Origin of the sequence: Pseudomonas sp. BC42 (genome assembly GCF_021560055.1) — a bacterium.
In the GTDB taxonomy this organism is placed as follows: domain Bacteria; phylum Pseudomonadota; class Gammaproteobacteria; order Pseudomonadales; family Pseudomonadaceae; genus Aquipseudomonas.
The window spans coordinates 4,604,233-4,628,648 of record NZ_CP091067.1 but is presented as its reverse complement, the minus strand read 5'-3'; the positions used below and the strand labels follow the sequence as shown (position 1 = coordinate 4,628,648).

General features: G+C 61.8%; 21 protein-coding genes and 4 tRNA genes. 21 read left to right on the top strand and 4 right to left on the bottom strand.

The window, feature by feature from the left end; translation table 11 throughout:
* Positions 1-21 precede the first annotated feature (21 nt).
* Entirely contained in the window at positions 22-912 is an 891-nt protein-coding gene (locus L1O02_RS20735; protein ID WP_060838401.1) for a LysR family transcriptional regulator, read from the bottom strand.
* A 153-nt stretch (positions 913-1,065) separates the two neighbouring features.
* On the opposite strand from L1O02_RS20735, the gene leuC reads away from it, so the two are divergent.
* The 19 genes from leuC to L1O02_RS20640 all read left to right on the top strand — a co-directional run bounded on the left by leuC (position 1,066) and on the right by L1O02_RS20640 (position 19,988).
* Positions 1,066-2,484: a 3-isopropylmalate dehydratase large subunit gene (leuC, locus tag L1O02_RS20730; RefSeq protein ID WP_060842999.1), complete on the top strand. Its 1,419-nt coding sequence runs from the start codon at positions 1,066-1,068 to the stop codon at positions 2,482-2,484.
* 10 nt (positions 2,485-2,494) lie between these two features.
* Entirely contained in the window at positions 2,495-3,139 is a 645-nt protein-coding gene (gene leuD, locus L1O02_RS20725) for a 3-isopropylmalate dehydratase small subunit (RefSeq protein ID WP_016967984.1), read from the top strand.
* Between the two features lie 99 nt (positions 3,140-3,238).
* On the top strand, positions 3,239-4,003 hold the full coding sequence (locus L1O02_RS20720; RefSeq protein ID WP_108544873.1) for a class I SAM-dependent methyltransferase: 765 nt from the start codon (positions 3,239-3,241) through the stop codon (positions 4,001-4,003).
* Positions 4,004-4,054: 51 nt separating this feature from the next.
* The gene (gene leuB / locus L1O02_RS20715) at positions 4,055-5,137 is read left to right on the top strand and encodes a 3-isopropylmalate dehydrogenase (protein ID WP_060838404.1); all 1,083 of its coding nucleotides are present in this window, start codon (positions 4,055-4,057) and stop codon (positions 5,135-5,137) included.
* A gap of 54 nt (positions 5,138-5,191) precedes the next feature.
* Positions 5,192-6,304 carry an aspartate-semialdehyde dehydrogenase gene (gene asd, locus L1O02_RS20710; RefSeq protein ID WP_047303115.1) on the top strand — a complete coding sequence of 371 codons (1,113 nt, stop codon included), beginning with the start codon at positions 5,192-5,194 and terminating at the stop codon, positions 6,302-6,304.
* 178 nt (positions 6,305-6,482) lie between these two features.
* On the top strand, positions 6,483-7,493 hold the full coding sequence (locus L1O02_RS20705; RefSeq protein WP_108544874.1) for an aspartate-semialdehyde dehydrogenase: 1,011 nt from the start codon (positions 6,483-6,485) through the stop codon (positions 7,491-7,493).
* A gap of 202 nt (positions 7,494-7,695) precedes the next feature.
* Positions 7,696-10,281, top strand: a complete 2,586-nt coding sequence (locus tag L1O02_RS20700) for a FimV/HubP family polar landmark protein (protein WP_235758638.1) — start codon at positions 7,696-7,698, stop codon at positions 10,279-10,281.
* Between the two features lie 280 nt (positions 10,282-10,561).
* Entirely contained in the window at positions 10,562-11,386 is an 825-nt protein-coding gene (gene truA, locus L1O02_RS20695) for a tRNA pseudouridine(38-40) synthase TruA (RefSeq protein ID WP_060838408.1), read from the top strand.
* 63 nt (positions 11,387-11,449) lie between these two features.
* Positions 11,450-12,082, top strand: coding sequence for a phosphoribosylanthranilate isomerase (locus L1O02_RS20690; protein WP_108544876.1), 633 nt, complete (start codon positions 11,450-11,452; stop codon positions 12,080-12,082).
* A gap of 259 nt (positions 12,083-12,341) precedes the next feature.
* Positions 12,342-13,262, top strand: a complete 921-nt coding sequence (gene accD, locus L1O02_RS20685) for an acetyl-CoA carboxylase, carboxyltransferase subunit beta (protein ID WP_060838410.1) — start codon at positions 12,342-12,344, stop codon at positions 13,260-13,262.
* Positions 13,259-14,566, top strand: a complete 1,308-nt coding sequence (gene folC / locus L1O02_RS20680) for a bifunctional tetrahydrofolate synthase/dihydrofolate synthase (RefSeq protein WP_108544877.1) — start codon at positions 13,259-13,261, stop codon at positions 14,564-14,566. The genes accD and folC overlap by 4 nt, the downstream gene beginning before the upstream one ends.
* Positions 14,550-15,209 carry an SPOR domain-containing protein gene (locus L1O02_RS20675; RefSeq protein WP_235758636.1) on the top strand — a complete coding sequence of 220 codons (660 nt, stop codon included), beginning with the start codon at positions 14,550-14,552 and terminating at the stop codon, positions 15,207-15,209. The genes folC and L1O02_RS20675 overlap by 17 nt, the downstream gene beginning before the upstream one ends.
* Positions 15,210-15,307: 98 nt before the next feature.
* Entirely contained in the window at positions 15,308-15,865 is a 558-nt protein-coding gene (locus tag L1O02_RS20670; RefSeq protein WP_016968003.1) for a CvpA family protein, read from the top strand.
* A gap of 41 nt (positions 15,866-15,906) precedes the next feature.
* On the top strand, positions 15,907-17,412 hold the full coding sequence (purF, locus tag L1O02_RS20665; protein ID WP_060838413.1) for an amidophosphoribosyltransferase: 1,506 nt from the start codon (positions 15,907-15,909) through the stop codon (positions 17,410-17,412).
* Positions 17,413-17,448: 36 nt separating this feature from the next.
* Positions 17,449-18,660 carry an O-succinylhomoserine sulfhydrylase gene (locus tag L1O02_RS20660; protein WP_108544879.1) on the top strand — a complete coding sequence of 404 codons (1,212 nt, stop codon included), beginning with the start codon at positions 17,449-17,451 and terminating at the stop codon, positions 18,658-18,660.
* The gene (locus L1O02_RS20655; RefSeq protein ID WP_060838415.1) at positions 18,657-19,433 is read left to right on the top strand and encodes an SDR family oxidoreductase; all 777 of its coding nucleotides are present in this window, start codon (positions 18,657-18,659) and stop codon (positions 19,431-19,433) included. The genes L1O02_RS20660 and L1O02_RS20655 overlap by 4 nt, the downstream gene beginning before the upstream one ends.
* Before the next feature lie 166 nt (positions 19,434-19,599).
* Positions 19,600-19,675 (top strand) — tRNA-Val (locus L1O02_RS20650).
* Between the two features lie 58 nt (positions 19,676-19,733).
* Positions 19,734-19,810 (top strand) — tRNA-Asp (locus L1O02_RS20645).
* Positions 19,811-19,911: 101 nt separating this feature from the next.
* Positions 19,912-19,988: transfer RNA gene (locus L1O02_RS20640), tRNA-Asp, on the top strand.
* 197 nt (positions 19,989-20,185) lie between these two features.
* On the opposite strand, the gene L1O02_RS20635 is transcribed toward L1O02_RS20640, so the two are convergent.
* Positions 20,186-21,469 (bottom strand): FAD-binding oxidoreductase, encoded by a 1,284-nt coding sequence (locus tag L1O02_RS20635; RefSeq protein WP_060838416.1) that lies wholly within the window; start codon positions 21,467-21,469, stop codon positions 20,186-20,188.
* A gap of 187 nt (positions 21,470-21,656) precedes the next feature.
* On the opposite strand from L1O02_RS20635, the gene L1O02_RS20630 reads away from it, so the two are divergent.
* Together L1O02_RS20630 and L1O02_RS20625 are read left to right on the top strand one after the other, a co-directional pair.
* A tRNA-Val gene (locus L1O02_RS20630) sits at positions 21,657-21,733 on the top strand.
* 59 nt (positions 21,734-21,792) lie between these two features.
* On the top strand, positions 21,793-22,014 hold the full coding sequence (locus L1O02_RS20625) for a hypothetical protein (protein ID WP_146189229.1): 222 nt from the start codon (positions 21,793-21,795) through the stop codon (positions 22,012-22,014).
* 311 nt (positions 22,015-22,325) lie between these two features.
* Here the strand turns inward: L1O02_RS20625 and prfH are convergent, their stop codons facing one another.
* A complete protein-coding gene (prfH, locus tag L1O02_RS20620) occupies positions 22,326-22,943 on the bottom strand; it encodes a peptide chain release factor H (RefSeq protein WP_235758634.1) in 618 nt (205 codons plus the stop codon).
* Positions 22,943-24,076 (bottom strand): RNA ligase RtcB family protein, encoded by a 1,134-nt coding sequence (locus L1O02_RS20615; RefSeq protein WP_235758632.1) that lies wholly within the window; start codon positions 24,074-24,076, stop codon positions 22,943-22,945. Before L1O02_RS20615 ends, prfH begins: the two co-directional genes overlap by 1 nt.
* Between the last annotated feature and the right edge of the window lie 340 nt (positions 24,077-24,416).

Here is a 24,416-nt window from a genome sequence, read left to right as displayed (position 1 = left end):
CACGGGCACTACCCGGAAAAGCTATGCCGGGTTCCCTGGCCAATCGACTTGTGCATCCAGTAGGGCCATGAAAGCCCGCGCAGCGTTCGACAGCGTCCGTTCGGTGTGCAGGATATAGCCTAGCTGGCGTCGCAGTTGTATGCCCGGTAAAGGGATGCGCGCCACCTGATCATCGAGCATCGTGCGCGGCAGCACGCTCCAGGCCAGGCCGATGGACACCATCATCTTTATAGTTTCCAGATAGTTAGTGCTCATCGCGATGTTCGGTGTCAGGCCCTGGGCCTCGAACAGGCGTTGGACGATGTGGTGAGTAAAGGTGTTGCCGCCGGGAAATACCGCCGGATGCAGGGCGATGTCCGCCAGGCTGACCTGGCCATTGCTGACCAACGGATGCTCCGGGGCGGCAACGAAGTCCAGCGGGTCGTCCCAGACGGCGCTGGCCCTGATCAGGCTGTGGGGCTCTGGCGCCAGGGTGATCACTGCCAGCTCGGCCCGGCCATGGAGGATTTCCTCGTAGGCCACCTCTGAATCGAGGAATTGAATGTCCAGCGCCACTTGCGGGTAGCGCCGGGTAAAGGCCCGCAACAGCGGCGGTAGGCGATGCAGGCCGATGTGATGGCTGGTGGCCAGGGTCAAGCGGCCGCTGACTTCGCCGTTGAGGTTGGTCAGGGCGCGGCGGGTGTCGTCCAGCACGTTGATGATCTGATAGGCCCGGGGCAGCAGGGCGCGTCCGGCCTCGGTCAGGCCGATTTCCCGGCCCAGGCGGTCGAACAGCCGCACATTGAGCTGCTGCTCCAGGCCGGCGATGCGTTTGCTGATGGCGGGCTGGGTCAGGTGCAGGCGTTCACCGGCGCCGGAAAAGCTGCCGGTTTCGGCAATGGCAATAAAGGCGTTGAGGTTGGCCAGGTCCATGGTTGTATTCCAGTTGGTTATCCAAAGCATGAAAAATATGAATTTGAGTTATTTAATCTAACGCCATAGCATCAGCCTCACAAGCCAAGGGGTTATTGATCGGCTCGCGATCAGGGCCCGGGGCATAGAAACAAGCTGATGAGGAATGGTCCGATGGCCGGTAAGACGCTTTACGACAAGCTCTGGGATTCGCATTTGGTCAAGCAGCGCGACGATGGTTCGGCGCTGATCTATATCGATCGTCACATCATCCACGAAGTGACCTCGCCACAAGCTTTCGAAGGCCTGCGTCTGGCCGGGCGCAAGCCTTGGCGCATTGATGCCAACATCGCCACCCCGGACCACAACGTACCGACCACCCCCGAGCGCAAGGGTGGGATCGAAGCGATTGTCGACCAGGTTTCCCGTCTGCAGGTGCAGACCCTCGATGACAACTGTGACGAATACGGCATTGTCGAATTCAAGATGAACGACGTGCGCCAGGGCATCGTCCACGTGATCGGTCCGGAGCAGGGCGCCACCTTGCCGGGCATGACCGTGGTCTGCGGCGACTCCCATACCTCGACCCATGGCGCGTTCGGCGCGCTGGCCCACGGTATCGGCACCTCCGAGGTGGAGCACGTGCTCGCCACCCAGTGCCTGGTGGCCAAGAAGATGAAGAACATGCTGGTGCGCGTGGAAGGCACCTTGCCTTTCGGCGTGACCGCCAAGGACATCGTTCTGGCGGTTATCGGCAAGATCGGCACCGCCGGTGGCAACGGGCACGCCATCGAGTTCGCCGGCAGCGCGATTCGCGACCTGTCCATCGAAGGCCGCATGACCATCTGCAACATGTCCATCGAAGCCGGTGCTCGTGTCGGCCTGGTGGCGGCGGATGACAAGACCGTGGCCTACGTCAAGGGCCGTCCGTTCGCCCCCAAAGGCGCCGAATGGGACTTGGCGGTCGAAGCCTGGAAGGATCTGGTGTCGGATGCCGACGCCAAATTCGACACCGTGGTCGAGCTCGACGCGGCGCAGATCAAGCCGCAGGTCAGCTGGGGCACCTCGCCGGAAATGGTCCTGGCCGTGGATCAGCGGGTGCCGGATCCGGCCCAGGAAATGGACCTGGTCAAGCGCGACTCCATCGTCCGCGCCTTGAAATACATGGGCTTGAGCGCCAACCAGGCAATCACCGACATTCAGCTGGACCGGGTGTTCATCGGCTCCTGCACCAACTCGCGGATCGAAGACCTGCGCGCCGCCGCGGTCATCGCCAAGGGCCGCAAAGTGGCTTCCACCATCAAGCAGGCGATCGTGGTGCCGGGCTCGGGCCTGGTGAAGGCCCAGGCCGAATCGGAAGGCCTGGACAAGATCTTCCTCGAGGCCGGTTTCGAATGGCGCGAGCCGGGCTGCTCGATGTGCCTGGCGATGAACCCGGACCGCTTGGAGTCCGGTGAGCATTGCGCTTCCACCTCGAACCGCAACTTCGAAGGGCGTCAGGGCGCGGGTGGGCGTACCCACCTGGTGAGCCCGGCCATGGCCGCCGCCGCCGCTGTCAGCGGTCGTTTCGTCGACGTCCGTGAATTGATCTAAGGAGCGCAGCATGAAAGCTTTCACTCAGCACAATGGTTTGGTCGCGCCTTTGGATCGTGCCAACGTCGACACCGACCAGATCATCCCCAAGCAGTTCCTCAAGTCGATCAAGCGCACCGGCTTCGGCCCCAACCTGTTCGACGAGTGGCGTTACCTGGATGTGGGGCAGCCGTACCAGGACAACTCCAAGCGTCCGTTGAACAAGGATTTCGTTCTCAACGCCGAGCGTTACCAAGGTGCCAGCGTGTTGCTGGCGCGGGAGAACTTCGGTTGCGGTTCCAGTCGCGAGCACGCGCCGTGGGCGCTGGAAGAGTACGGTTTTCGCAGCATCATCGCCCCGAGCTATGCCGACATCTTCTTCAACAACAGCTTCAAGAACGGCTTGTTGCCGATCATCCTCAGCGATGCGGAAGTCGATGAACTGTTTCAGCAGGTCGAAGCCACCCCGGGTTACCAGTTGCATATCGACCTTGAGGCGCAAACCGTGACCCGTCCTGACGGCAAGGTGCTGAAGTTCGAGATCGATGCCTTCCGCAAGCACTGCCTGCTCAACGGTCTTGACGATATCGGCCTGACCTTGCAGGACGGCGACGCCATCGCCGCCTTTGAAGCCAAGCACCGGGCCAGCCAGCCCTGGTTGTTTCGCGACGCCTGACCGCCGGCAAGCCGGTGCCTGCAAAATTGCGCAGGTGCCGGCCTTGCAGGAGCTGGCTTGCCAGCGAACGCTGTTTCCCTTGTCCAGAAGGATCGTGCCATGACCAGCAACGCCCACAGCCAGGTAGTACAGAAGCAATTTGGTGAGCAGGCTTCGGCCTACCTGAGCAGCGCTGTACACGCTCAAGGCGCCGAATTCGCCCTGCTACAGGCCGAGGTGGCGGGCCAGGAGCGGGCGCGGGTCCTCGACCTGGGGTGCGGTGCCGGCCATGTCAGCTTCCATGTCGCGCCGCTGGTCAGGGAAGTGGTGGCCTACGACCTCTCCCAGCAGATGCTGGATGTGGTGTCGGCAGCCGCCCAGGAGCGTAATCTGCACAACATCCGCAGCGTGAAAGGGGCTGCCGAACGCTTGCCGTTTGCCGACTGCGAGTTCGATTTTGTCTTCAGTCGCTACTCGGCTCACCACTGGAGCGACCTGGGCCTGGCCCTGCGGGAAGTGCGCCGGGTGCTCAAGCCCGGTGGCGTGGCGGCGTTCATCGATGTCTTGTCGCCGGGTAGTCCGCTGCTGGACACTTACCTGCAAAGCGTCGAAGTGCTGCGTGACACCAGTCATGTACGCGATTATTCGGCGGGTGAATGGCTGCGCCAGGTCAGCGAGGCCGGGTTGCACACCCGCAGCACCGCTCGGCAAAGACTGCGCCTGGAGTACCACTCCTGGGTCGAACGCATGCGCACCCCCGAGCCGCTGCGGGTGGCGATCCGCGAGCTGCAGCAGGCGATGGGCAACGAAGTGCGCGAATATTTTGAGATTGAGGCCGATGGTTCGTTCAGTACAGATGTACTGGTGCTGTGGGCGGAGCGATAGAACTTTTCCGGTTGCGCCCAGGGGCCGGCCGACAGAGCAAACGAGGAACGCATGAGCAAGCAGATTCTGATTCTCCCAGGTGATGGCATTGGTCCGGAAATCATGGCCGAGGCGGTCAAGGTGCTGGAGTTGGCCAACGACAAGTACGGCCTGGGCTTCGAGCTGAGCCACGATGTGATTGGTGGCGCGGCCATCGACAAGCATGGCGTGCCTCTGGCTGACGAAACCCTGGATCGTGCCCGTGCCGCCGATGCGGTGTTGCTGGGTGCGGTGGGTGGGCCGAAATGGGACAAGATCGAGCGCGATATTCGCCCTGAGCGCGGCCTGTTGAAGATCCGCGCGCAACTGGGCCTGTTCGGCAACCTGCGTCCGGCGATTCTCTACCCGCAACTGGCGGATGCCTCGAGCCTGAAGCCGGAGATCGTTTCCGGCCTGGACATCCTCATCGTTCGCGAGCTGACCGGCGGCATTTACTTTGGCGCCCCTCGTGGCACCCGCGAGCTGGAAAACGGCGAGCGCCAGTCCTACGACACCCTGCCTTACAGCGAGAGTGAAATCCGCCGCATCGCCCGGGTCGGCTTCGACATGGCCCGTGTGCGCGGCAAGAAGCTGTGCTCGGTTGACAAGGCCAACGTCCTGGCCTCCAGCCAGCTGTGGCGTGAAGTGGTCGAGCAAGTCGCCCAGGACTACCCGGATGTCGAGCTGAGCCATATGTATGTCGACAACGCCGCCATGCAACTGGTGCGTGCGCCGAAACAGTTCGACGTGATCGTCACCGACAACATGTTCGGCGACATTCTTTCCGATGAAGCCTCGATGCTCACCGGCTCCATCGGCATGCTGCCGTCGGCGTCCCTGGACGCCAACAACAAGGGCATGTACGAGCCGTGCCACGGTTCGGCGCCGGACATCGCCGGGCAGGGCATTGCCAACCCGCTGGCGACCATCCTCTCGGTGTCGATGATGCTGCGCTACAGCTTCAACCTGACCGAGGCGGCGGACGCCATCGAGCAGGCGGTGAGCCGGGTGCTGGATCAGGGTTTGCGCACCGGGGACATCTGGTCGGCCGGTTGCACCAAAGTCGGTACGCAGGAAATGGGCGATGCAGTAGTCGCCGCGCTGCGGAATCTGTAATCTTTCGGGCCCACTGCATAGACAGTGGCCCACTTTTGTAAAGGTGTAGTTGCGATGAAACGTGTAGGTCTGATCGGTTGGCGCGGTATGGTCGGTTCCGTGCTCATGCAGCGGATGCTGGAAGAGCAGGACTTCGATCTTATTGAACCGGTGTTTTTCACCACTTCCAATGTCGGTGGCCAAGGGCCGTCGGTGGGCAAGGATATTGCTCCGCTGAAGGACGCCTACAGCATTGAAGAGTTGAAAACCCTCGACGTGATTCTGACCTGCCAGGGTGGCGACTACACCAGTGAAGTCTTCCCCAAGCTGCGCGAAGCCGGCTGGCAGGGCTACTGGATCGACGCCGCATCCAGCCTGCGCATGCAGGATGACGCGGTGATCATCCTCGACCCGGTGAACCGCAAGGTCATCGACCAGCAGCTGGATGCCGGGACCAAGAACTACATCGGCGGCAACTGCACCGTCAGCCTGATGCTGATGGGCCTGGGCGGCCTGTTCGAAGCCGGCTTGGTGGAGTGGATGAGCGCCATGACCTACCAGGCGGCCTCCGGTGCCGGCGCGCAGAACATGCGTGAGCTGATCAAGCAGATGGGCGCGACTCACGCGGCCGTTGCCGATGACCTGGCGAACCCGGCCAGCGCCATCCTCGATATCGACCGCAAGGTAGCCGAGGCCATGCGCAGCGATGCCTACCCGACCGAGAACTTTGGCGTGCCGCTGGCCGGCAGCCTGATTCCGTGGATCGACAAGGAACTGCCCAACGGCCAGAGCCGCGAAGAGTGGAAGGCCCAGGCCGAAACCAACAAGATCCTCGGTCGCTTCAAGAACCCGATTCCGGTGGACGGCATCTGCGTGCGTATCGGCGCCATGCGCTGCCACAGCCAGGCGCTGACCATCAAGCTCAACAAGGACGTGCCGATCGCCGATATCGAAGGGCTGATCAGCCAGCACAACCCCTGGGTCAAGCTGGTGCCGAACCAGCGCGACATCAGCATGCAGGAGCTGAGCCCGACCAAGGTCACCGGCACCCTGAATATCCCGGTTGGCCGTCTGCGCAAGCTGAACATGGGTTCGCAGTTCCTCGGTGCCTTCACCGTGGGCGACCAGTTGCTGTGGGGCGCGGCCGAGCCGCTGCGGCGCATGCTGCGGATCCTTCTGGAACGTTGATCCGCTGAGTGGTTGAAAGAACCCGCGCCCGAACCAGGACGCGGGTTTTTTTATGCTTGCCTTCGCGGGGGCAGGCTGGCCGGCGAAGAGGCCCGTTCCTGCCGCCGGCCCTCGCGAATTGCCTCGTCACCCCGTGCCGGGTAAAGTGCCGCTCCCCCGTTTCACCTGAGGTAGCGCCATGACTCCATCCTTTGATATTGCCGTGATCGGTGCCACCGGTACCGTTGGCGAAACCCTGGTGCAGGTACTCGAAGAACGCGATTTCCCGATTGCCAACCTGCACCTGCTGGCCAGCAGCGAGTCGGCCGGTCATTCGGTGCCGTTTCGCGGCAAGAACGTGCGTGTGCGTGAGGTCGACGAATTCGATTTCAGCAAGGTGCAACTGGCATTTTTTGCCGCAGGTCCAGCGGTCACCCTGAGCTTCGCGCCCCGTGCCACCGCGGCCAACTGCGCAGTGATCGACCTTGCCGGCGCCTTGCCGTCGGCCCAGGCGCCCAATGTCGTGCCTGAGGCCAACGCCCAGGTGTTGGCCGGTTTGAGCAAACCCGTGCAGCTGAGCAGTCCCAGTGCCGCGGCCACCGCTTTGGCAGTGGCTCTGGCGCCTTTGCAGGGCTTGCTGGACATCCAGCGGGTGAGCCTGACCGCCAGTCTGGCCATCTCCAGCCAGGGGCGTGAGGCGGTCAGCGAACTGGCTCGACAAACTGCCGAGTTGTTGAATGTACGTCCACTGGAGCCGCGCTTCTTCGACCGCCAGGTGGCCTTCAATCTGCTGGCTCAGGTTGGCGTGCCGGATGCCCAGGGCCATACCCTGCTGGAAAAGCGTCTGGTCAGGGAACTGCGTGAAGTGCTGGGGCAGCCTTTATTAAAGATTTCTGTCACTTGCATTCAAGCGCCGGTGTTTTTTGGCGATAGCTATAGCGTGACTCTGCAGTCGGGCGCCGATGTCGATCTGGCGGCGGTAAACGCGGCGCTGGAGGCCGCTCCGGGCCTGGAATTGGTGGAAGCCGGTGATTATCCCACCGCTGTGGGTGACGCCGTGGGCCAGGACGTAGTCTATGTGGGGCGGGTTCGTTCCGGCATCGATGATGCGACGGAACTGAATCTGTGGCTGACCTCGGACAACGTCCGCAAAGGTGCGGCCTTGAACGCTGTGCAGCTGGCTGAATTGTTGATAAAAGACCTGCTGTAAAAGATACTTGGCAACAATTTGCAGAATGAATCTAGCCGGGCGCTATGCTTGGCAAGTTGCTGGAGGTGAGTGGCCGTCAGGTGCTCCCGGGGCATGCAGAAAATAATCCCGCGTGGTGGTCGTGGCCTCCGCGCAGTGCCTTATGGCAGCCGCTACAAAACCTTCTCGCTGGCCGAGGAAAGTTCAAACAAAGGATGAGGCTATGGTTCAAGTTCGCAAACTGGTGTTAGCAATAGCGGCCGCCTCGGCGCTGTCCTCCGGTATGGCGCAGGCGCTTGGGCTTGGGGAGCTGACCCTGAAGTCGAGTCTGAACCAGCCTTTGGTAGCCGAAATCGAATTGCTCGATATCAAGGACCTGACTGCCGCTGAAGTGGTGCCCAGCCTGGCCCCGGCAGAAGAGTTCGCCAAGGCCGGCGTCGATCGCCAGGCCTTTCTCAATGACCTGAGTTTTACCCCCGTTCTCAATCCCGGCGGCAAGAGTGTGCTGCGGGTGACTTCGAGTCAGCCGCTGTCTGAGCCGATGGTCAAGTTCCTGGTGCAGGTGATGTGGCCCAACGGCCGCCTGCTGCGCGATTACAGCGTGCTGCTTGATCCTTCGAAGTTTTCCCCGCAAACCGCCGCTGCTGCCCAGGTTGCTCCGGTCGCAGGTCCCGCGGTGAATGCCCCGGTTACCCGTGGCAACAAGGTCAGCAAGCCTGCGCAATACACCACTGCGGCCCGTGACACGCTGTGGGAAATCGCCGCGAAGAATCGCAATGGCGCCTCGATCCAGCAAACCATGCTCGCGATCCAGGCGTTGAACCCGGATGCCTTTATCGATGGCAACATCAATCGACTGAAGGCTGGCAGGGTCCTGCGTCTGCCTGACGTAGTGCAGAGCACTGCGTTGGCACAGCCCAAGGCCATTGCCGAGGTGGCTGCGCAAAACGCGGCCTGGCGCCAGGGGCGTCGGGCCGGGGCCCGCAGTCAGCAGCAGGTGGATGCCACCCGTCGTGCCGGTGCCGACAAGGCACCCAAGCAGGTCAATACCAAGGACAACTTGAGTCTGATCTCGGCAGAAAGCGGCAAGGCGCGAGGCAAGGGGGCGGCAGGCGACAGCAAGGCGCTGAACAACAAGCTGGCGGTGACCCAGGAAAGTCTCGACGCGACCCGTCGCGACAACGCCGAGCTCAAGGAGCGCATGGCGGATCTGCAGAGTCAGCTGGACAAGCTGCAGCGTCTGATCGAACTGAAGAACAATCAGTTGGCCAAGCTGCAGGCCGAGGGCGCGGCGCCGGCTGCTCAGCCTGTACCGGCGATGCCGGCCGAGCTGGTGGCCAAGCCTGAGGCTGCGGCCCCGGCGGTGGCGCCAGTGGCTCCTGCGGCGCCAGTCAGTGAGCCGGCTGCCGCTCCGGCAGTGGATGAGCTGGCCAAGACCGACGAAGACAAATATGGCGATCTGCTGACCAATCCGATCCTGCTGGGACTGGTCGGCGGCGGTGCGGTAGCGGCCGTGCTGTTGCTGTTGCTGTTGCTTGCCCGTCGCCGCAAGGCCCAGCAGGAAGCGGAAAAGCACCTGCGCATGGCGCGGGCCTTGTCCGAGGAAAGCAATGACTTCACCGAGGAGCTGGAATTGCCGGAAGGCAGTTTCGAAGGCCTTGAAGTTCCACCGCCCAGCGTCAAGCTGGCTCCAGCCCCAGCCCCAGCCCCAGCCCCAGCTCCAGCTCCGGTGGTGGCACCCATCCCTGCGGCACCGGTGGAGCGGGCCACGGACGTGCTGGGCCAGGCACAGAATCATATCGACGCCGGTCGTCTGAACCAGGCCGCTGCGCTGCTTGAAGAGGCAGTCAAGCTGGAGCCGCAGCGCAGTGATCTGCGCCTCAAGTTGATGGAGGTCTACGCGCATCAGGGTGATCGCAGTGCCTTTGTCGCCGAGGAGCGGCAACTGGTGGCCAATGGCGATAACCATGCCCAGGTCGAGCAACTCAAAAGCCGTTTCCCGGCGATGGTCGCAGTGGCTGCGACGGCCGGTCTGGCGGCGGCTGCGGTGGCGGCTGAGCTGGATGCCCAGTACGTCAAGGAGCTGCTGGACGAGCCGCAAACCCCTGAGCCTGCGGCGCCTGTCGAGGGGCTGGATGCGGATTTCGACCTGAGCCTGGACGATCTTGAGGCGGCTTCACCTGCGGTCGTGGCGTCCGAGCCTGCGATCGAGCTGGAAGACTTCCCGCTGGATGACGACCTGAGTTTCGGTTCGGTCCTGGAGCAGCAGACCGCCGCTCAGGAAAGCCTGGATGACCTGGGGGACTTCGATCTGGACCTGGGGGCTGATCTGCCCGCGGCGACCCAGAACGATGAAGATTTCCTGCTGAGCCTTGAGGATGATCTCAAGGATGTGCCGGCTGGCGATGTGCCTACGGTTACGGAGGCGGCTCTGGATGATCTGGACTTGTCGGCGGATTTCGATCTGTCCCTGGCCGATGAGATGAATGCGGCCGCCGAGCCCAAGGATGCGTTCGCTTCCGAGCTGGATGATGTCAATGCCGAGCTGGATCGTCTGGCTCAGAGTCTGGATCAGCCTGAGCCGGCCGTACCGAGTTTCACGGCTGAAGATGCAGCGGCGGCGCCTGAAGAGGCCGACTTCGACTTCCTGTCCGGCAGCGATGAAGTGGCTACCAAGCTCGATCTGGCTCAGGCCTATATCGATATGGGAGACAACGACGGCGCGCGGGACATCCTTGGCGAAGTGCTCAGCGAAGGCAGTGAAGGGCAGAAGAGTGAAGCCCAGGAAATGCTGGCGCGACTGGCCTGAAGCCAATACCGCTTGACCAGAACGGCAGCCGATGAGGCTGCCGTTTTTGTTGGTGCCGTTTTTTGGGCTGTTCGAATCGGAGTGCTTTGCTCGGGCGTGGCGTTGCTCTCTTTGTCCGGTGTTGAGCGAGGAGGGCGATGAAATGGCGGTCGATGCGCTCAATCTTCAACTAAACCGTGGCGGTGCATGGCGTCTGCCCCCGGCGGCCTTATAATGAGCGCCTTTGCGCATATCAGCAGGCTGTAAGTTCTTGGCAAATATAGATAACCCGGCAGCCGAAATGGCAGCCGAAGGCTTTTCCCGCATTGCTCTGGGTGTTGAATACAAGGGGTCGCGCTATCGCGGTTGGCAGCGTCAGGCCACGGGTGTGCCCAGCGTCCAGGAAACTCTGGAGAAAGCCTTGTCCAGAGTCGCGGACTCTCCCGTGCTGGTGTCCTGTGCGGGGCGCACTGATGCCGGTGTACATGCCTGCGGTCAGGTGGTGCATTTCGACACCCAGGCCGTGCGTTCGATGAAGGCATGGGTCATGGGGGCCAATATCAACCTGCCCCATGACATCAGCGTCAGTTGGGCTCAGGAAATGCCCGCGCATTTTCATGCGCGGTTCAAGGCCATAGCCCGGCGTTATCGCTATGTGATCTACAACGATCAGATCCGTCCGGCTCATCTCAATGAAGAGGTCACCTGGAATCATCGCCCCCTGGATACCGAGCGCATGGCCCAGGCCGCACAGTTTCTGTTGGGCACCCATGATTTCAGTGCCTTTCGGGCGGGGCAGTGCCAGGCCAAGTCGCCGATCAAGGAGATTCATCACCTGCGGGTGACCCGGCACGGCAAGATGATCGTCCTGGACATTCGTGCCAGTGCCTTCCTGCATCACATGGTGCGCAATATTGCCGGGGTCTTGATGACCATTGGTGCCGGCGAGCGCCCGGTGGAGTGGGCGCGGGAAGTACTGGAGAGTCGGGTTCGCCGCGCGGGCGGGGTCACCGCCCATCCTTTTGGCCTGTACCTGGTTCAGGTCGAGTACAAGGACGAGTTTGCGCTGCCAGAGCGCTACATCGGGCCACATTTCCTTACCGGTTGGCCTGAACTTGACGGCTGACGCCCGGAAAAGCATTTGCTACCATCCGGAACTTTCCGAATTTGCCCCCGAGGTTCACACGACATGTCAGCTGTTCGCAGCAAGATTTGCGGGATTACCCGCATAGAAGACGCGTTGGCGGCCGTGGAGGCGGGGGCTGACGCCATTGGTCTGGTGTTCTATGCCAAAAGTCCGCGGGCGGTGTCGGTGCACCAGGCGCGGGCGATCATTGCCGCCTTGCCGCCGTTCGTGACCACGGTCGGGCTGTTCGTCAATGCCAGTCGTTGCGAGCTGGGGGAGATCCTCGATGCCGTACCGCTGGATCTGCTGCAGTTTCACGGCGATGAGTCGGCGGCCGATTGCGCCGGCTATCACCGTCCCTATATCAAGGCGCTGCGGGTCAAGGCCGGAGATGATATTGCCGCGGCCTGCCTGGCGTATCCGCAGGCCAGCGGAATTCTGCTGGATACCTATGTCGAGGGCGTGCCGGGGGGAACTGGCGAGGCTTTTGACTGGTCACTGGTTCCTCGGGAAGTGAGCAAGCCGATCATCCTGGCCGGCGGCCTCAGTGCGGAGAACGTTGCCCAGGCCATTGCCCAGGTTCGTCCTTATGCGGTGGATGTCAGTGGCGGAGTCGAGCAGAGCAAGGGCATCAAGGATCCGGCCAAGATCCGGGCATTTATGCAGGCCGTGCGTCGCAGCAGTGAGTCGATGTGACGGCTGGCAGTCTGCCGCCGTCCATAACACCACTGTACAAAACAGGCAGGCGTCGCCTTCAGGCGAGGCCGGAATCGAGTGGCAACCGCTCTATTGCGGGTTGTCGGGATGGCTGAGGAACGTTTCGTTGCAGGCAGGTCGAGCCCGGTGCTGACCGCGGTAGCGAAGTGAACATCGCCGCACACATGAATTTAGCTCAAGGGCATACGCGGGGTTGCGAACCAGAGCGTTCGGGCCGCCGGTACTGGAGAAAGAAAGCATGAGCAACTGGTTAGTAGACAAACTGATCCCTTCGATCATGCGTTCCGAGGTGAAGAAAAGCTCGGTGCCTGAAGGTCTGTGGCACAAGTGCCCGTCCTGCGAGGCGGTGCTTTATCGTCCGGAGCTGGAAAAGACCCTGGATGTTTGCCCCAAGTGCAATCACCACATGCGTATCGGCGCGCGGGCGCGCATCGACATCTTCCTGGATGCCGAGGGGCGTGCCGAGCTGGGCGCCGATCTGGAGCCAGTGGATCGCCTGAAGTTTCGTGACGGCAAGAAGTACAAGGACCGCCTGACCGCGGCACAGAAGCAGACTGGCGAGAAGGACGCGCTGATTTCCATGAGCGGCACCCTGCTGGGCATGCCGGTGGTGGTCTCGGCCTTTGAGTTCTCCTTCATGGGCGGCTCCATGGGGGCGATCGTCGGCGAGCGTTTCGTTCGTGCGGCCAACTACGCCCTGGAAAACCGTTGCCCGATGATCTGCTTCTCCGCCTCCGGTGGTGCGCGGATGCAGGAAGCGCTGATTTCCCTGATGCAGATGGCCAAGACGTCCGCGGTGCTGGCGCGCCTGCGCGAAGAGGGCATTCCCTTCGTCTCCGTGCTGACCGACCCGGTCTACGGCGGGGTATCCGCCAGCCTGGCCATGCTGGGTGACGTGATTGTCGCCGAGCCCAAGGCCCTGGTGGGCTTTGCCGGTCCGCGGGTCATCGAGCAGACCGTGCGGGAAAAACTGCCCGAGGGCTTCCAGCGCAGTGAGTTCCTCCTGGAGCATGGGGCGATCGACATGATCATTTCCCGTCAGGAGTTGCGTCCGCGCCTGGGCAACCTGCTGGCTCAACTGATGGGGCTGCCGACGCCCGAGTTTGTCGCGGCACCCGTTGAACCTATTGTGGTTCCGCCGGCTCCAGCAAACCTATGACCCAGCGCACCCTGGGCGATTGGCTCGCCTACCTTGAGCAGTTGCACCCTTCGGCCATCGACATGGGGCTGGAGCGCTCGCAACAGGTAGTGGCCCGGATGGGGCTGGGCAAGCCGGCGCCTCGGGTGATCACGGTCACCGGAACCAACGGCAAGGGTTCTACCTGTGCCTTTGTCGCCTCCCTGCTGCGAGCCCAGGGCTTGCAGGTAGGGGTCTACAGCTCACCGCACCTGCTGCGTTACAACGAGCGGGTGCAGATCAATGGTCTTGAGGCTTCCGATCAGCAGCTGTGTGAAGCCTTTGCGGCGGTAGAGGCGGGACGCGGTGACACTTCCCTGACCTATTTCGAAATGGGCACGCTGGCGGCGTTCTGGCTGTTCCAGCGGGCGGCGCTGGATGCGGTGGTGCTGGAGGTCGGTCTGGGCGGGCGCCTGGATGCGGTCAATCTGGTGGATGCCGACCTGGCGCTGGTGACCAGCATTGGTGTCGATCATATTGAGTACCTGGGGGACTCCCGGGAGTCGGTGGCCTTTGAGAAGGCCGGGATCTTCCGTGCCGGTGCGCCCGCGTTGTGTGGCGACCTGAATCCGCCACAACCGCTGCTGGATAAGGCGCGGGAGCTGGGTTGTCCGTTTTTCCTCCGGGGGCGGGATTTCGATCTGGCGCTGACCGAAGAGCATTGGCAGTGGCGCGGTCTGGATGCCCAGGGTCATCAGGTCGAGCTGCGGGATCTGCCGCTGCTCGATCTGCCCATGGAGAACGCGGCACTGGCCTTGCAGGCTTACCTGCTTACCGGGTTGCCCTGGCAGCCTGAGCAGATTGGTGCGGCTCTGCAGCAGACCCGGGTGACCGGTCGTCTGGATCGTCGGCAGATCGAATGGCAGGGCAAGCGCCTGAACCTGCTGCTGGATGTGGGGCACAACCCCCACGCCGCGCAGTATCTGGCCGAGCGCCTGGCACGTCGACCGCTGAACGGTCGGCGCCTGGCGGTATTTGGCCTGCTGGCGGACAAGGATCTGCCGGGGGTGGTGGGGTGTCTGCAGTCTTCGGTCCAGAGCTGGGCGGTGGCACCGCTGGATTCGCCCAGGGCGCGCCCGGCGCAGGATCTGCAGGTCGCGCTGGAGAGCCTTGGCGCTTCGGTAGCGTCCTACGCCAGTGTTGCAGCGGCATTGGAAGCGCAATGCGCGCAAGCGACCACGGATGATGAAATTCTGCTGTTCGGATCTTTTTATTGTGTCGCCGAGGCGCTTGAGTGGCTCGCCCGGCGCTCCACGGAGGAAGCTGCACATGGCAATGCTGGATAACGTCTACAAGCAGCGAATGGTTGGAGCACTGGTGTTGGTGGCCTTGGCCGTGATCTTCCTGCCGATGCTGTTTTCGCGCGAGGATGAGCAGCGCCACGTAGCAGTTGAGGCGCCACCTGTGCCGCAGGCCTCGGCCATGCCGCAGGTTCAGGTTGAGCCGGTGGTGGTTCCTGAGCCCAAGGCTTTGCCTCAGGAGCCGGTGCCTGTCGAGGAGCCGGTGGTGCAGCAGGTTGCGCCTTCCATGCCGATTGCCCCGAGTGCGCCGGCGGTGGCTCCGGCGCCTGCCGTGGCGAGCAAGCCGGTGCCAAAGCCTGCGCCTGCGCCTGCGCCGACCCCGGCGCCAGCCCAGCCGATTGCCGCCGCCAAGCCTGACACCAGTCAGAGCCGGATCGATGCCAATGGCCTGTCTATCAGCTGGTCGGTGCAGCTGGCCAGCCTGTCGAGCCGGGAAGGTGCGGAAAACCTGCAGAAAACCCTGCGCAGTCAGGGCTATAACGCATATATCCGTTCCGCCGAAGGCAAGAACCGGGTATTCGTCGGGCCGCTGATCGAGCGGGCCGAGGCTGATCGTCTGCGTGACCTGTTGGGTCGTCAGCACAACCTCAAGGGGTTTGTGGTGCGCTTCCAGCCGGAGCGTGGCTGAGGCTATCTGGCTGATTTCAAAAGCACAGTGAATCGCAGCTTACCGACAGCCAAGCGCTCTGTTAAAATGCGCCGCCTTATCCGTCTGTAGGCTGCACTGTGCCATTTACCTGGGTTGACTGGGCGATCGTTGCAATAATCGCCATCTCCGCTTTGATCAGCTTGAGCCGCGGTTTCGTCAAAGAAGCCTTGTCGTTGCTTACCTGGATCATCGCAGGAGTCGTTGCCTGGATGTTTGGTGGCTCACTGTCCGAGTACCTCGGCGGTTATATCGAAACTCCCTCGGCTCGCGTGATCGCGGGCTGCGCAATCATGTTTGTCGCCACCTTGCTGGTGGGGGCAATGGTCAACTATCTCATCGGCGAATTGATTCGCGTCACCGGCCTCTCCGGGACCGATCGATTCCTCGGCATGGCCTTCGGCGCGGCGCGTGGCGCGCTGCTGGTGGTCGTGGCGGTCGGGCTCTTGAGCCTGGGGCCGGTACAGCAGGATTCCTGGTGGCAGCAGTCGCGGCTGGTGCCACAATTTCTATTGGTTGCAGACTGGTCCAAGAACCTCATCCTGGGGTGGAGCAGTCAGTGGCTGGCCAGCGGTATCAGCGTACCCGCTGAAATACCGTTCAAGGAGCACCTCTTACCGGCCAAAACGCCTCAGTAAGATGGGTTCAGTTCAGTTTCATTAAGTAGGGGTTGCGTCGCATGTGTGGCATCGTCGGTATCGTCGGTAAGTCGAACGTCAATCAGGCGCTGTATGACGCGCTAACCGTCCTCCAGCACCGCGGCCAGGACGCTGCCGGTATCGTGACCAGCCATGATGGCCGGTTATTCCTGCGCAAGGACAATGGCCTGGTGCGTGATGTGTTCCAGCAAAGGCACATGCAGCGCCTGGTGGGTCACATGGGTATCGGTCATGTGCGTTATCCAACCGCGGGCAGCTCGACCTCGGCCGAGGCCCAGCCGTTCTACGTCAACTCGCCTTATGGCATCACCCTGGCGCACAACGGCAACCTGACCAATGTTGAACAATTGGCCAAGGAGATCTACGAGTCCGACCTGCGCCACGTCAACACCAACTCCGACTCCGAAGTGTTGCTCAACGTGTTCGCTCACGAGCTGGCCCAGCGCGGCAAGCTGCAACCGACCGAGGAAGACGTGTTTGCTGCGGTGACTGACGTGCACAACCGTTGCGTCGGTGGTTACGCGGTGGTGGCCATGATCACCGGTTACGGCATCGTCGGTTTCCGCGATCCCCACGGCATCCGCCCGATCGTTTTCGGCCAGCGTCATACCGACGAGGGCGTGGAATACATGATCGCCTCGGAAAGCGTTTCCCTGGATGTATTGGGCTTTACCCTGATTCGCGACCTGGCTCCGGGCGAAGCGGTCTACATCACTGAAGAGGGCAAGCTCTACACCCGCCAGTGCGCGACCAATCCGCAGCTCACTCCATGCATCTTCGAACACGTCTACCTGGCCCGTCCCGACTCGATCATCGACGGTGTCTCGGTGTACAAGGCGCGGCTGCGCATGGGCGAGAAGCTGGCGGAGAAGATCCTGCGCGAGCGTCCGCAGCACGATATCGACGTGGTGATTCCGATTCCCGACACCAGCCGTACCGCCGCGCTGGAGCTGGCCAACCACCTGGGGGTCAAGTTCCGCGAAGGTTTCGTCAAGAACCGCTACATCGGCCGTACCTTCATCATGCCGGGCCAGGCAGCGCGGAAAAAATCCGTGCGCCAGAAGCTCAATGCCATCGAGCTGGAGTTCCGCGGCAAGAACGTGATGCTGGTGGACGACTCCATCGTTCGCGGGACCACCTGCAAGCAGATCATCCAGATGGCCCGTGAAGCCGGCGCGAAGAACGTCTACTTCTGCTCGGCGGCTCCGGCAGTTCGTTACCCGAACGTCTACGGCATCGACATGCCTAGCGCCCACGAGTTGATTGCTCACAATCGCTCGACCCAGGACGTGGCTGACCTGATCGGCGCTGACTGGCTGATCTACCAGGACCTGCCGGACCTGATCGAGGCGGTCGGTGGCGGCAAGATCAAGATCGAGAACTTCGACTGCGCGGTGTTCGACGGCAAGTACGTCACCGGCGATGTCGACGAGGCCTATCTGAACAAGATCGAGAACGCTCGCAACGATGCGTCCAAGGCCAAGACCCAGGCGGTCAGCGCCATCATCGATCTGTACAACAACTGATCCAGAGCATTTAAGAAGACATTAGGAGTAGGCGGCATGAGTCAGGATTGGGATGCCGGTCGGCTGGACAGCGACCTTGAAGGCGTAGCGTTCGATACCCTGGCGGTGCGCGCCGGCCAGCACCGTTCGCCGGAAGGCGAGCACGGTGATCCGATGTTCTTCACGTCCAGCTATGTGTTCCGTACAGCCGCCGACGCGGCTGCACGGTTCGCCGGCGAAGTGCCGGGCAACGTCTATTCGCGTTACACCAACCCTACGGTGCGCTCGTTCGAAGAGCGCATCGCGGCGCTGGAGGGCGCTGAACAGGCGGTCGCCACGGCCACCGGCATGGCGGCCATTCTCTCGGTGGTCATGAGTCTGTGCAGTGCCGGCGATCACGTACTGGTATCGCGCAGCGTGTTCGGCTCGACCATCAGCCTGTTCGAGAAGTACTTCAAGCGTTTTGGTGTTGAAGTCGATTACGTGCCCCTGGCGGACCTGTCCGGGTGGGATGCGGCGATCAAGAGCAACACCAAGCTGCTGTTTGTCGAATCCCCCTCCAATCCGCTGGCCGAGCTGGTGGATATCACCGCCTTGGCTGAACTGGCGCATGCCAAGGGCGCGATGCTGGTGGTCGACAACTGCTTCTGCACTCCAGCCTTGCAGCAACCCTTGAAGCTGGGCGCGGACGTGGTGGTGCATTCGGCCACCAAGTTCATCGACGGCCAGGGTCGTTGCATGGGGGGCGTGGTCGCTGGACGCAGCGAGCAGATGAAAGAAGTGGTGGGCTTTCTGCGCACTGCGGGGCCGACCCTGAGTCCGTTCAATGCCTGGATCTTCCTCAAGGGCCTGGAAACCCTGAGTCTGCGGATGCGTGCCCACTGTGCCAATGCTCTGGCCCTGGCGCAGTGGCTTGAGCAGCAGGACGGTGTCGAGAAGGTGCACTACGCCGGTCTTGCCAGCCACCCGCAACACGAACTGGCCAAGCGTCAGCAGCGTGGTTTCGGTGCGGTGGTGAGCTTCGAGGTCAAGGGTGGCAAAGAGGGCGCCTGGCGCTTTATCGATGCCACTCGGCTGATTTCGATCACCGCCAACCTGGGTGACAGCAAAACCACCATCACCCACCCGAGCACCACATCCCACGGCCGCCTGGCGCCGCAGGAACGTGAAGCGGCCGGTATTCGCGACAGTCTGATCCGTATTGCGGTCGGCCTGGAGGACGTGGCTGATCTGCAGGCCGACCTGGCTCGTGGGTTGGCAGCCTTGTGATCGAGTTGTCCACGCCTCAGGGTGGCGGCAACGGACGTGTCGCGCTGGTGACTGGTGCGGCACGGGGCATTGGCCTGGGTATCGCTGCCTGGCTGATCAGCGAAGGCTGGCAGGTGGTGCTGACCGATGTGGACCGGGAGCGCGGCTCCAAGGTGTCCAGGGTGATGGGCGAGAATGCCTGGTTCATCACCATGGATGTGGCGGATGAGGAGCAGGTGGCGCAGGGCGTGGCCGAGGTGCTGGGGCAGTTCGGGCGCCTGGACGCTCTGGTGTGCAACGCCGCGGTGGCTGATCCGCACAACATCACTTTGGAAAGCCTGGATCTGGCTTACTGGAATCGGGTGCTGGCGGTGAATCTCGGTGGTCCCATGCTGCTGGCCAAGCATTGCGCGCCTTATCTTCGCGCCCATGGCGGTTCCATCGTCAATCTGGCGTCGACCCGGGCTCGGCAATCGGAGCCCGATAGCGAAGCCTATGCGGCCAGCAAGGGCGGTCTGTTGGCCCTGACCCATGCCCTGGCCATCAGTCTGGGGCCGGAGATCCGGGTCAATGCCGTGAGTCCTGGCTGGATCGACGCGCGTGATCCCGCGGTGCGGCGTGCCGAGCCCTTATCCGATGCCGATCACGCCCAGCATCCTGCGGGCAGGGTAGGGACGGTGGAGGATGTGGCGTCCATGGTGGCCTGGCTGCTGTCGCGCAATTCGGGTTTTGTCACCGGCCAAGAGTTTGTGGTGGACGGTGGCATGACCAAGAAAATGATTTATCAGGCCTAGGGCTGCGCCAGGCTTTAAGCGGCAAGTGGGTAGTGCGGTTGCGTGCCAGCCGCTTTTTTCTTGCAGCTGACAGTTGGGCGCTTCCGCTGTTTTTTAAAAAAACTTCAAGCCTGCTATTGACTTAGCTTCGTTACCTGCGTAAATTTCGCGGCCTCAGCGAAGCAAAGGGTGATTAGCTCAGCCGGGAGAGCATCTGCCTTACAAGCAGAGGGTCGGCGGTTCGATCCCGTCATCACCCACCATTCCTGAGTGTCTTTCGCAAGAAAGACGGAAGCTTCCACGGAAGCCTCCAACCGACGCGCAGCGGTAGTTCAGTCGGTTAGAATACCGGCCTGTCACGCCGGGGGTCGCGGGTTCGAGTCCCGTCCGCTGCGCCATATTTTCCAAGCCAGGCTCGCCTGGTTTGAGATCGAAAAGCCTCGAAGCTCTTCTTTCAGACGATTTAAACGATTCACATGGACGCAAGTCCAAGCGATACGCAGCGGTAGTTCAGTCGGTTAGAATACCGGCCTGTCACGCCGGGGGTCGCGGGTTCGAGTCCCGTCCGCTGCGCCATATCAGCCTCAAGGACCACTGAACGCCTTGAAGCAACGAAGCAAGCTACAGGCTTGATTCGCATCGATAGCAAAAGCCCTGGTCGAAAGACCGGGGTTTTTTGTTTTCGGAATTTGCCTTTTTGCAATACCTGTTGTTTGCGCATAAAAAAACCGCCTGTTCGGCGGTTTTTTTGTGGCTGCGAAAAGCTCGGGCTATCAGAAGCCAAGCTTGTCGCGAAGGCTGTAGTACCAGGCGCCCAGGGCGGTGAATGGCGTGCGTAGCAGTTGGCCGCCAGGGAAGGGGTAGTGGGGCAGGTCGGCGAAAGCGTCAAAGCGCTCTGCCTGGCCGCGCAAGGCTTCGGCCAGCACTTTGCCCGCCAGGTGGGTATAGGTCACGCCGTGGCCGCTGCAGCCTTGGGAGTAGTAGATGTTGTCGCCCAGGCGGCCCACCTGGGGCAGGCGCGACAAGGTCAGCAGGAAGTTGCCGGTCCAGGCGTAGTCGATCTTGACGTTTTTCAGTTGCGGGAACGCCTTGAGCATCTTCGGTCGGATGATCGCCTCGATGTTGGCCGGGTCGCGAGCGCCGTAGACCACGCCGCCGCCGAAAATCAGGCGCTTGTCGCCGCTGAGGCGGTAATAGTCCAGCAGGTAGTTGCAGTCTTCGACGCAGTAGTCCTGAGGGAGCAGGCTGGCTGCCAGTTCGTCGCCCAGGGGCTCGGTAGTGATCACCTGAGTGCCGCAAGGCATGGATTTGGCGGCCAGTTCCGGGATCAGATTGCCCAGGTAGGCGTTGCCGGCGACGATGATGAACTTGGCGCGGACTTTACCCTGTGGAGTATGGACGACGGGATTGGCCCCGCGCTCGATGCGTACTGCCGGGGATTGTTCATAGATGGTGCCACCCAGGGATTCCACGGCCGCCGCTTCGCCCAGTGCCAGGTTCAGCGGGTGGATGTGGCCGCCGCTCATGTCGAGCATGCCGCCCTTGTATTGATCACAGGCCACGACTTCGCGAATCCGTCGCTCGTCCAGCAATTCCAGTTGAGTGTGGCCGTAGCGCTCCCAGAGGCGCTTCTGCGACTCCAGGTGGCCCATCTGCTTGCTGGTCAGTGCAGCGAACACGCCGCCGTCTTTCAGGTCGCACTGGATCTGGTACTTGGCTACCCGCTCGCGAATGATCCGGCCGCCCTCGAACGCCATTTGCCCCAACAGTTGTGCTTGCTTGGGCCCGACACTGCGCTCGATCACGTCGATGTCGCGGCTATAGCTGTTGACGATCTGTCCGCCATTGCGCCCGGAGGCACCAAAGCCCACCTTGGCAGCTTCCAGCACTGTTACGCGAAAGCCGTTTTCCAGGAGAAACAGGGCGCTGGACAGACCGGTATAACCCGCACCGATCACGCATATATCGGTTTCCACTTCGCCTTGCAGCAGCGGGCGTTCCGGAGCTGCATTGGCGGATGCGGCGTAGTAGGACTGTGGGTAGGGAATATGCGCCATCCTGCGACCTCATGTGTTTAATATATTTTACGAGTGCGTCGATGCTACCTGAGTTGTAAAAGCGCTACCAGACAGAAGGAAAAACTTCTTCCGGGCGCCGAAATTAAAAAATTCGCATATTCATAGGCTTAGCTGCAAAAAAGGTGTTGACACCCCTTTGGAATTCCGTAGAATGCCGCCTCACAGCAGGCACGTAGCTCAGTTGGTTAGAGCACCACCTTGACATGGTGGGGGTCGTTGGTTCGAGTCCAATCGCGCCTACCAAACAAAATCCGCTCTGCTGGGCGGTCTAAAAGGGGTTCACCGAGAGGTGAGCCCCTTTTTTGTTTTGTGCGTTTTTTGCGGCGCCGCAACACCCGTTCAGTGCCTCGCTGCACTTCCTGTCTTCCTCTTATGGCGCTGCTGATGGTGAAGGCAGTTTGAGGGCGCAGGCCGGGTTGGGGATGAAGCGTCAGGGCATTTGGCAGAACGCCTATCCATTCTTGATCAGCGGCTTGGCGATGTTGCTGGCTGCTCGTCGCATCAGTTCCTTCGGTGCATTCTGAGAGGCCTTTTCATGCGGCGCCCATCCTGGCGTTTGTGGATTGTCCTGTGGGTTGATCCACCCGTTTCTATGCCGTTGATTATCGGCCGCTCTCGAAGCGTTGGAGCTGGGGCTGCAAAGACTCCTGTTGTTCCTCGCCTTCAAAGGTTCTGCTGTTTGTCGTTGGCGCTGTTGCAAGTGCCCGTCCTGCTGTGGAGCCGGTTGTCGGGCGGGTTGAAGATCTTTTACGTGCGCTCTGGTCTTTTCAGCGCTGTGCTCGTCAGTTCCGCGCCGGGGAGTCGTGGTCAGGCACGACTCTCCGGGGAGGGATGATCATTTCTGAGGAGTGAACCTGTCGCCGTGGAAGCTGCGCACCGGGTTGCCGCGCTCCACGCTGTGGTGGGCATCGCGGCGTTGCAGGCGCAGCGCCTCGGCAGATTGCTGTTGCCGCTCAGCCAGGCGTTGCAGAATCAGCAGGCGCGCAACGCGCTTGTTGTCGTGCTGGCTGCGTTCTGACTGCACTTTCACGCTGATGCCACTGGCCAGGTGTGTGGCGCGCACCGCGGAGTCCGTGGTGTTCACGTGTTGCCCGCCCGGACCTGATGCACGCATGGCTTCAAAGCGGATGGCGCTGTCCATGCTGTCCTCTTGAGCCTTGAACAGTTGGCCGGCGAAATACCAGTTCTTGCGTTTGTGTCCGGGGCGATAAGGGCTCTTGCAGGTCCAGAGCAGGGTGCCGGTCCAGCGTTCGGCCAGTCCCGCAGCCTGTTCCCCATCAAGGCTGACCAGTACCGATCTGCAGGTGCCGCGGCCCTGGCCGGCCACCTGCTGGACGAGGCTGGTGCGCACGTTTTGTGCCTCGGCTTCGCGATACAAGAGTTGCAGGGCCCTGGTCACCGCCAGTTCGCACTCGACGGGGCCCTGAGCGGAAGACAGCTGTAACAGCAGCATCAGCAGCACCCCCGGCGTTTGTAGGTCAGCACCGGCTTGAGCCGCGCGATGATCTGCACCAGGCCGGCATCCCTCAGGCTGCCGACCACGCTGTCGATGCTCTTGTAGGCTTCAGGGGCTTCCTCGTACATCAATCCGCGGTCTTCGCAGATCACCCGGCTGCCCAATTGAGTGCGCTTGAGCTGGTCGAAGCTGAAGCGCGCCGCCAGCCTGCCCTTGCAATCGCTGCGCAGCCATTTGCGCCCGGCGCCGTGGGCCAGGGAGTAGAGGCTGGCAGTGGCCGGTATCGGATGAACCAGATAGCTGTAGTCGCCCCTGGAGCCCGGGATGACCACCGGCCCCTGGTCCGACGGCGTAGCGCCCTTGCGATGCAGCCAGCCGGTAACACCGTCGACATTCGCTGGCGATACCAGGTTGTGGTTGATGTCCAGAATCGAGCGTCCCTTGGCCCGCAGGTTGTACAGCAGGCGTTCGGCGATCAATCGCCGGTTGGCCTCGGCGAAGCGCAGGGCGGCGTCGTGCTCTTGCAAGTACTGGGCGCCGGCGGCGCCGGCCATTACCAGGCCGTTGTGCCCGTGCTGGTCCACATGACGCCGCAGGATGGCTTCTCCCAGGCCCCGGGAGCCGCTATGCACCAGCAGCAACAAGGCTTTGGGATTCAGCTCCAGGGCCTGCAGGGCACTGGCGTCGTACACCTGATCGAGCTGTTGCAGCTCGGCGAAGTGATTGCCGCCACCGATGGTGCCCAGTGAGTGTTCATGACCGTTGATGGGCAGTCCCAACTGCGCTCGCTCTTCATCCCACTGTTCATCCAGGGGGAGGTCGATGTTGCCGATTTTCTTCTCCAGCTTGTCGAGGTTGAGGCGGCTGCTGGAGAGGTCGGTTTGCCACAGCGTCATGCCGCAGCCGATGTCGTTGCCCACCAGGGCCGGGTAGGCCATCTCGGTGGAAAAGAATGCTGCTCCCACGGGGTAGCCTCGGCCTGGGTGCAGGTCCGGCATGCCGACCACCTGGCGCATGCCGGGTAGTTGAGCGGTGGTTTGCAGTTGTTGGAGCGCTTTATCTTCGATCCAGGTGGTGTCTGAGGCGATCAGTGAGACGCCGTTCGACAAATGACGGATGCAAGTGTCCATGTCCAATTCCTGATTGGAAAAAAATAGTCAGGTAGTGGCAGGACGAAGCGGGATTAAGCGAAGGCGCTAGCGGGTAGCGGATACAGCGTTTAAACCAGGCACGTCCTGCAAGGGGTGATCAGCTGTTGCATGGTGGATCTCCTTGGCAAAAGTGTGGGAAGGGGCGCGAAGGTTAAACCTTCGGCTGGACCATGATAATGGGGAGTCCCGAATAAACAACGCCGGCCCTTGTGGCGGGGCCGTTAAAGCCATGGCCTGGGAGAGCGAGGCCGTTGCTGCAGGCCTTGGTTGAGGGCGGTCAGGATGGCGCTTGCCTTGCAGTAGGTTTTTTCTTCTGTCT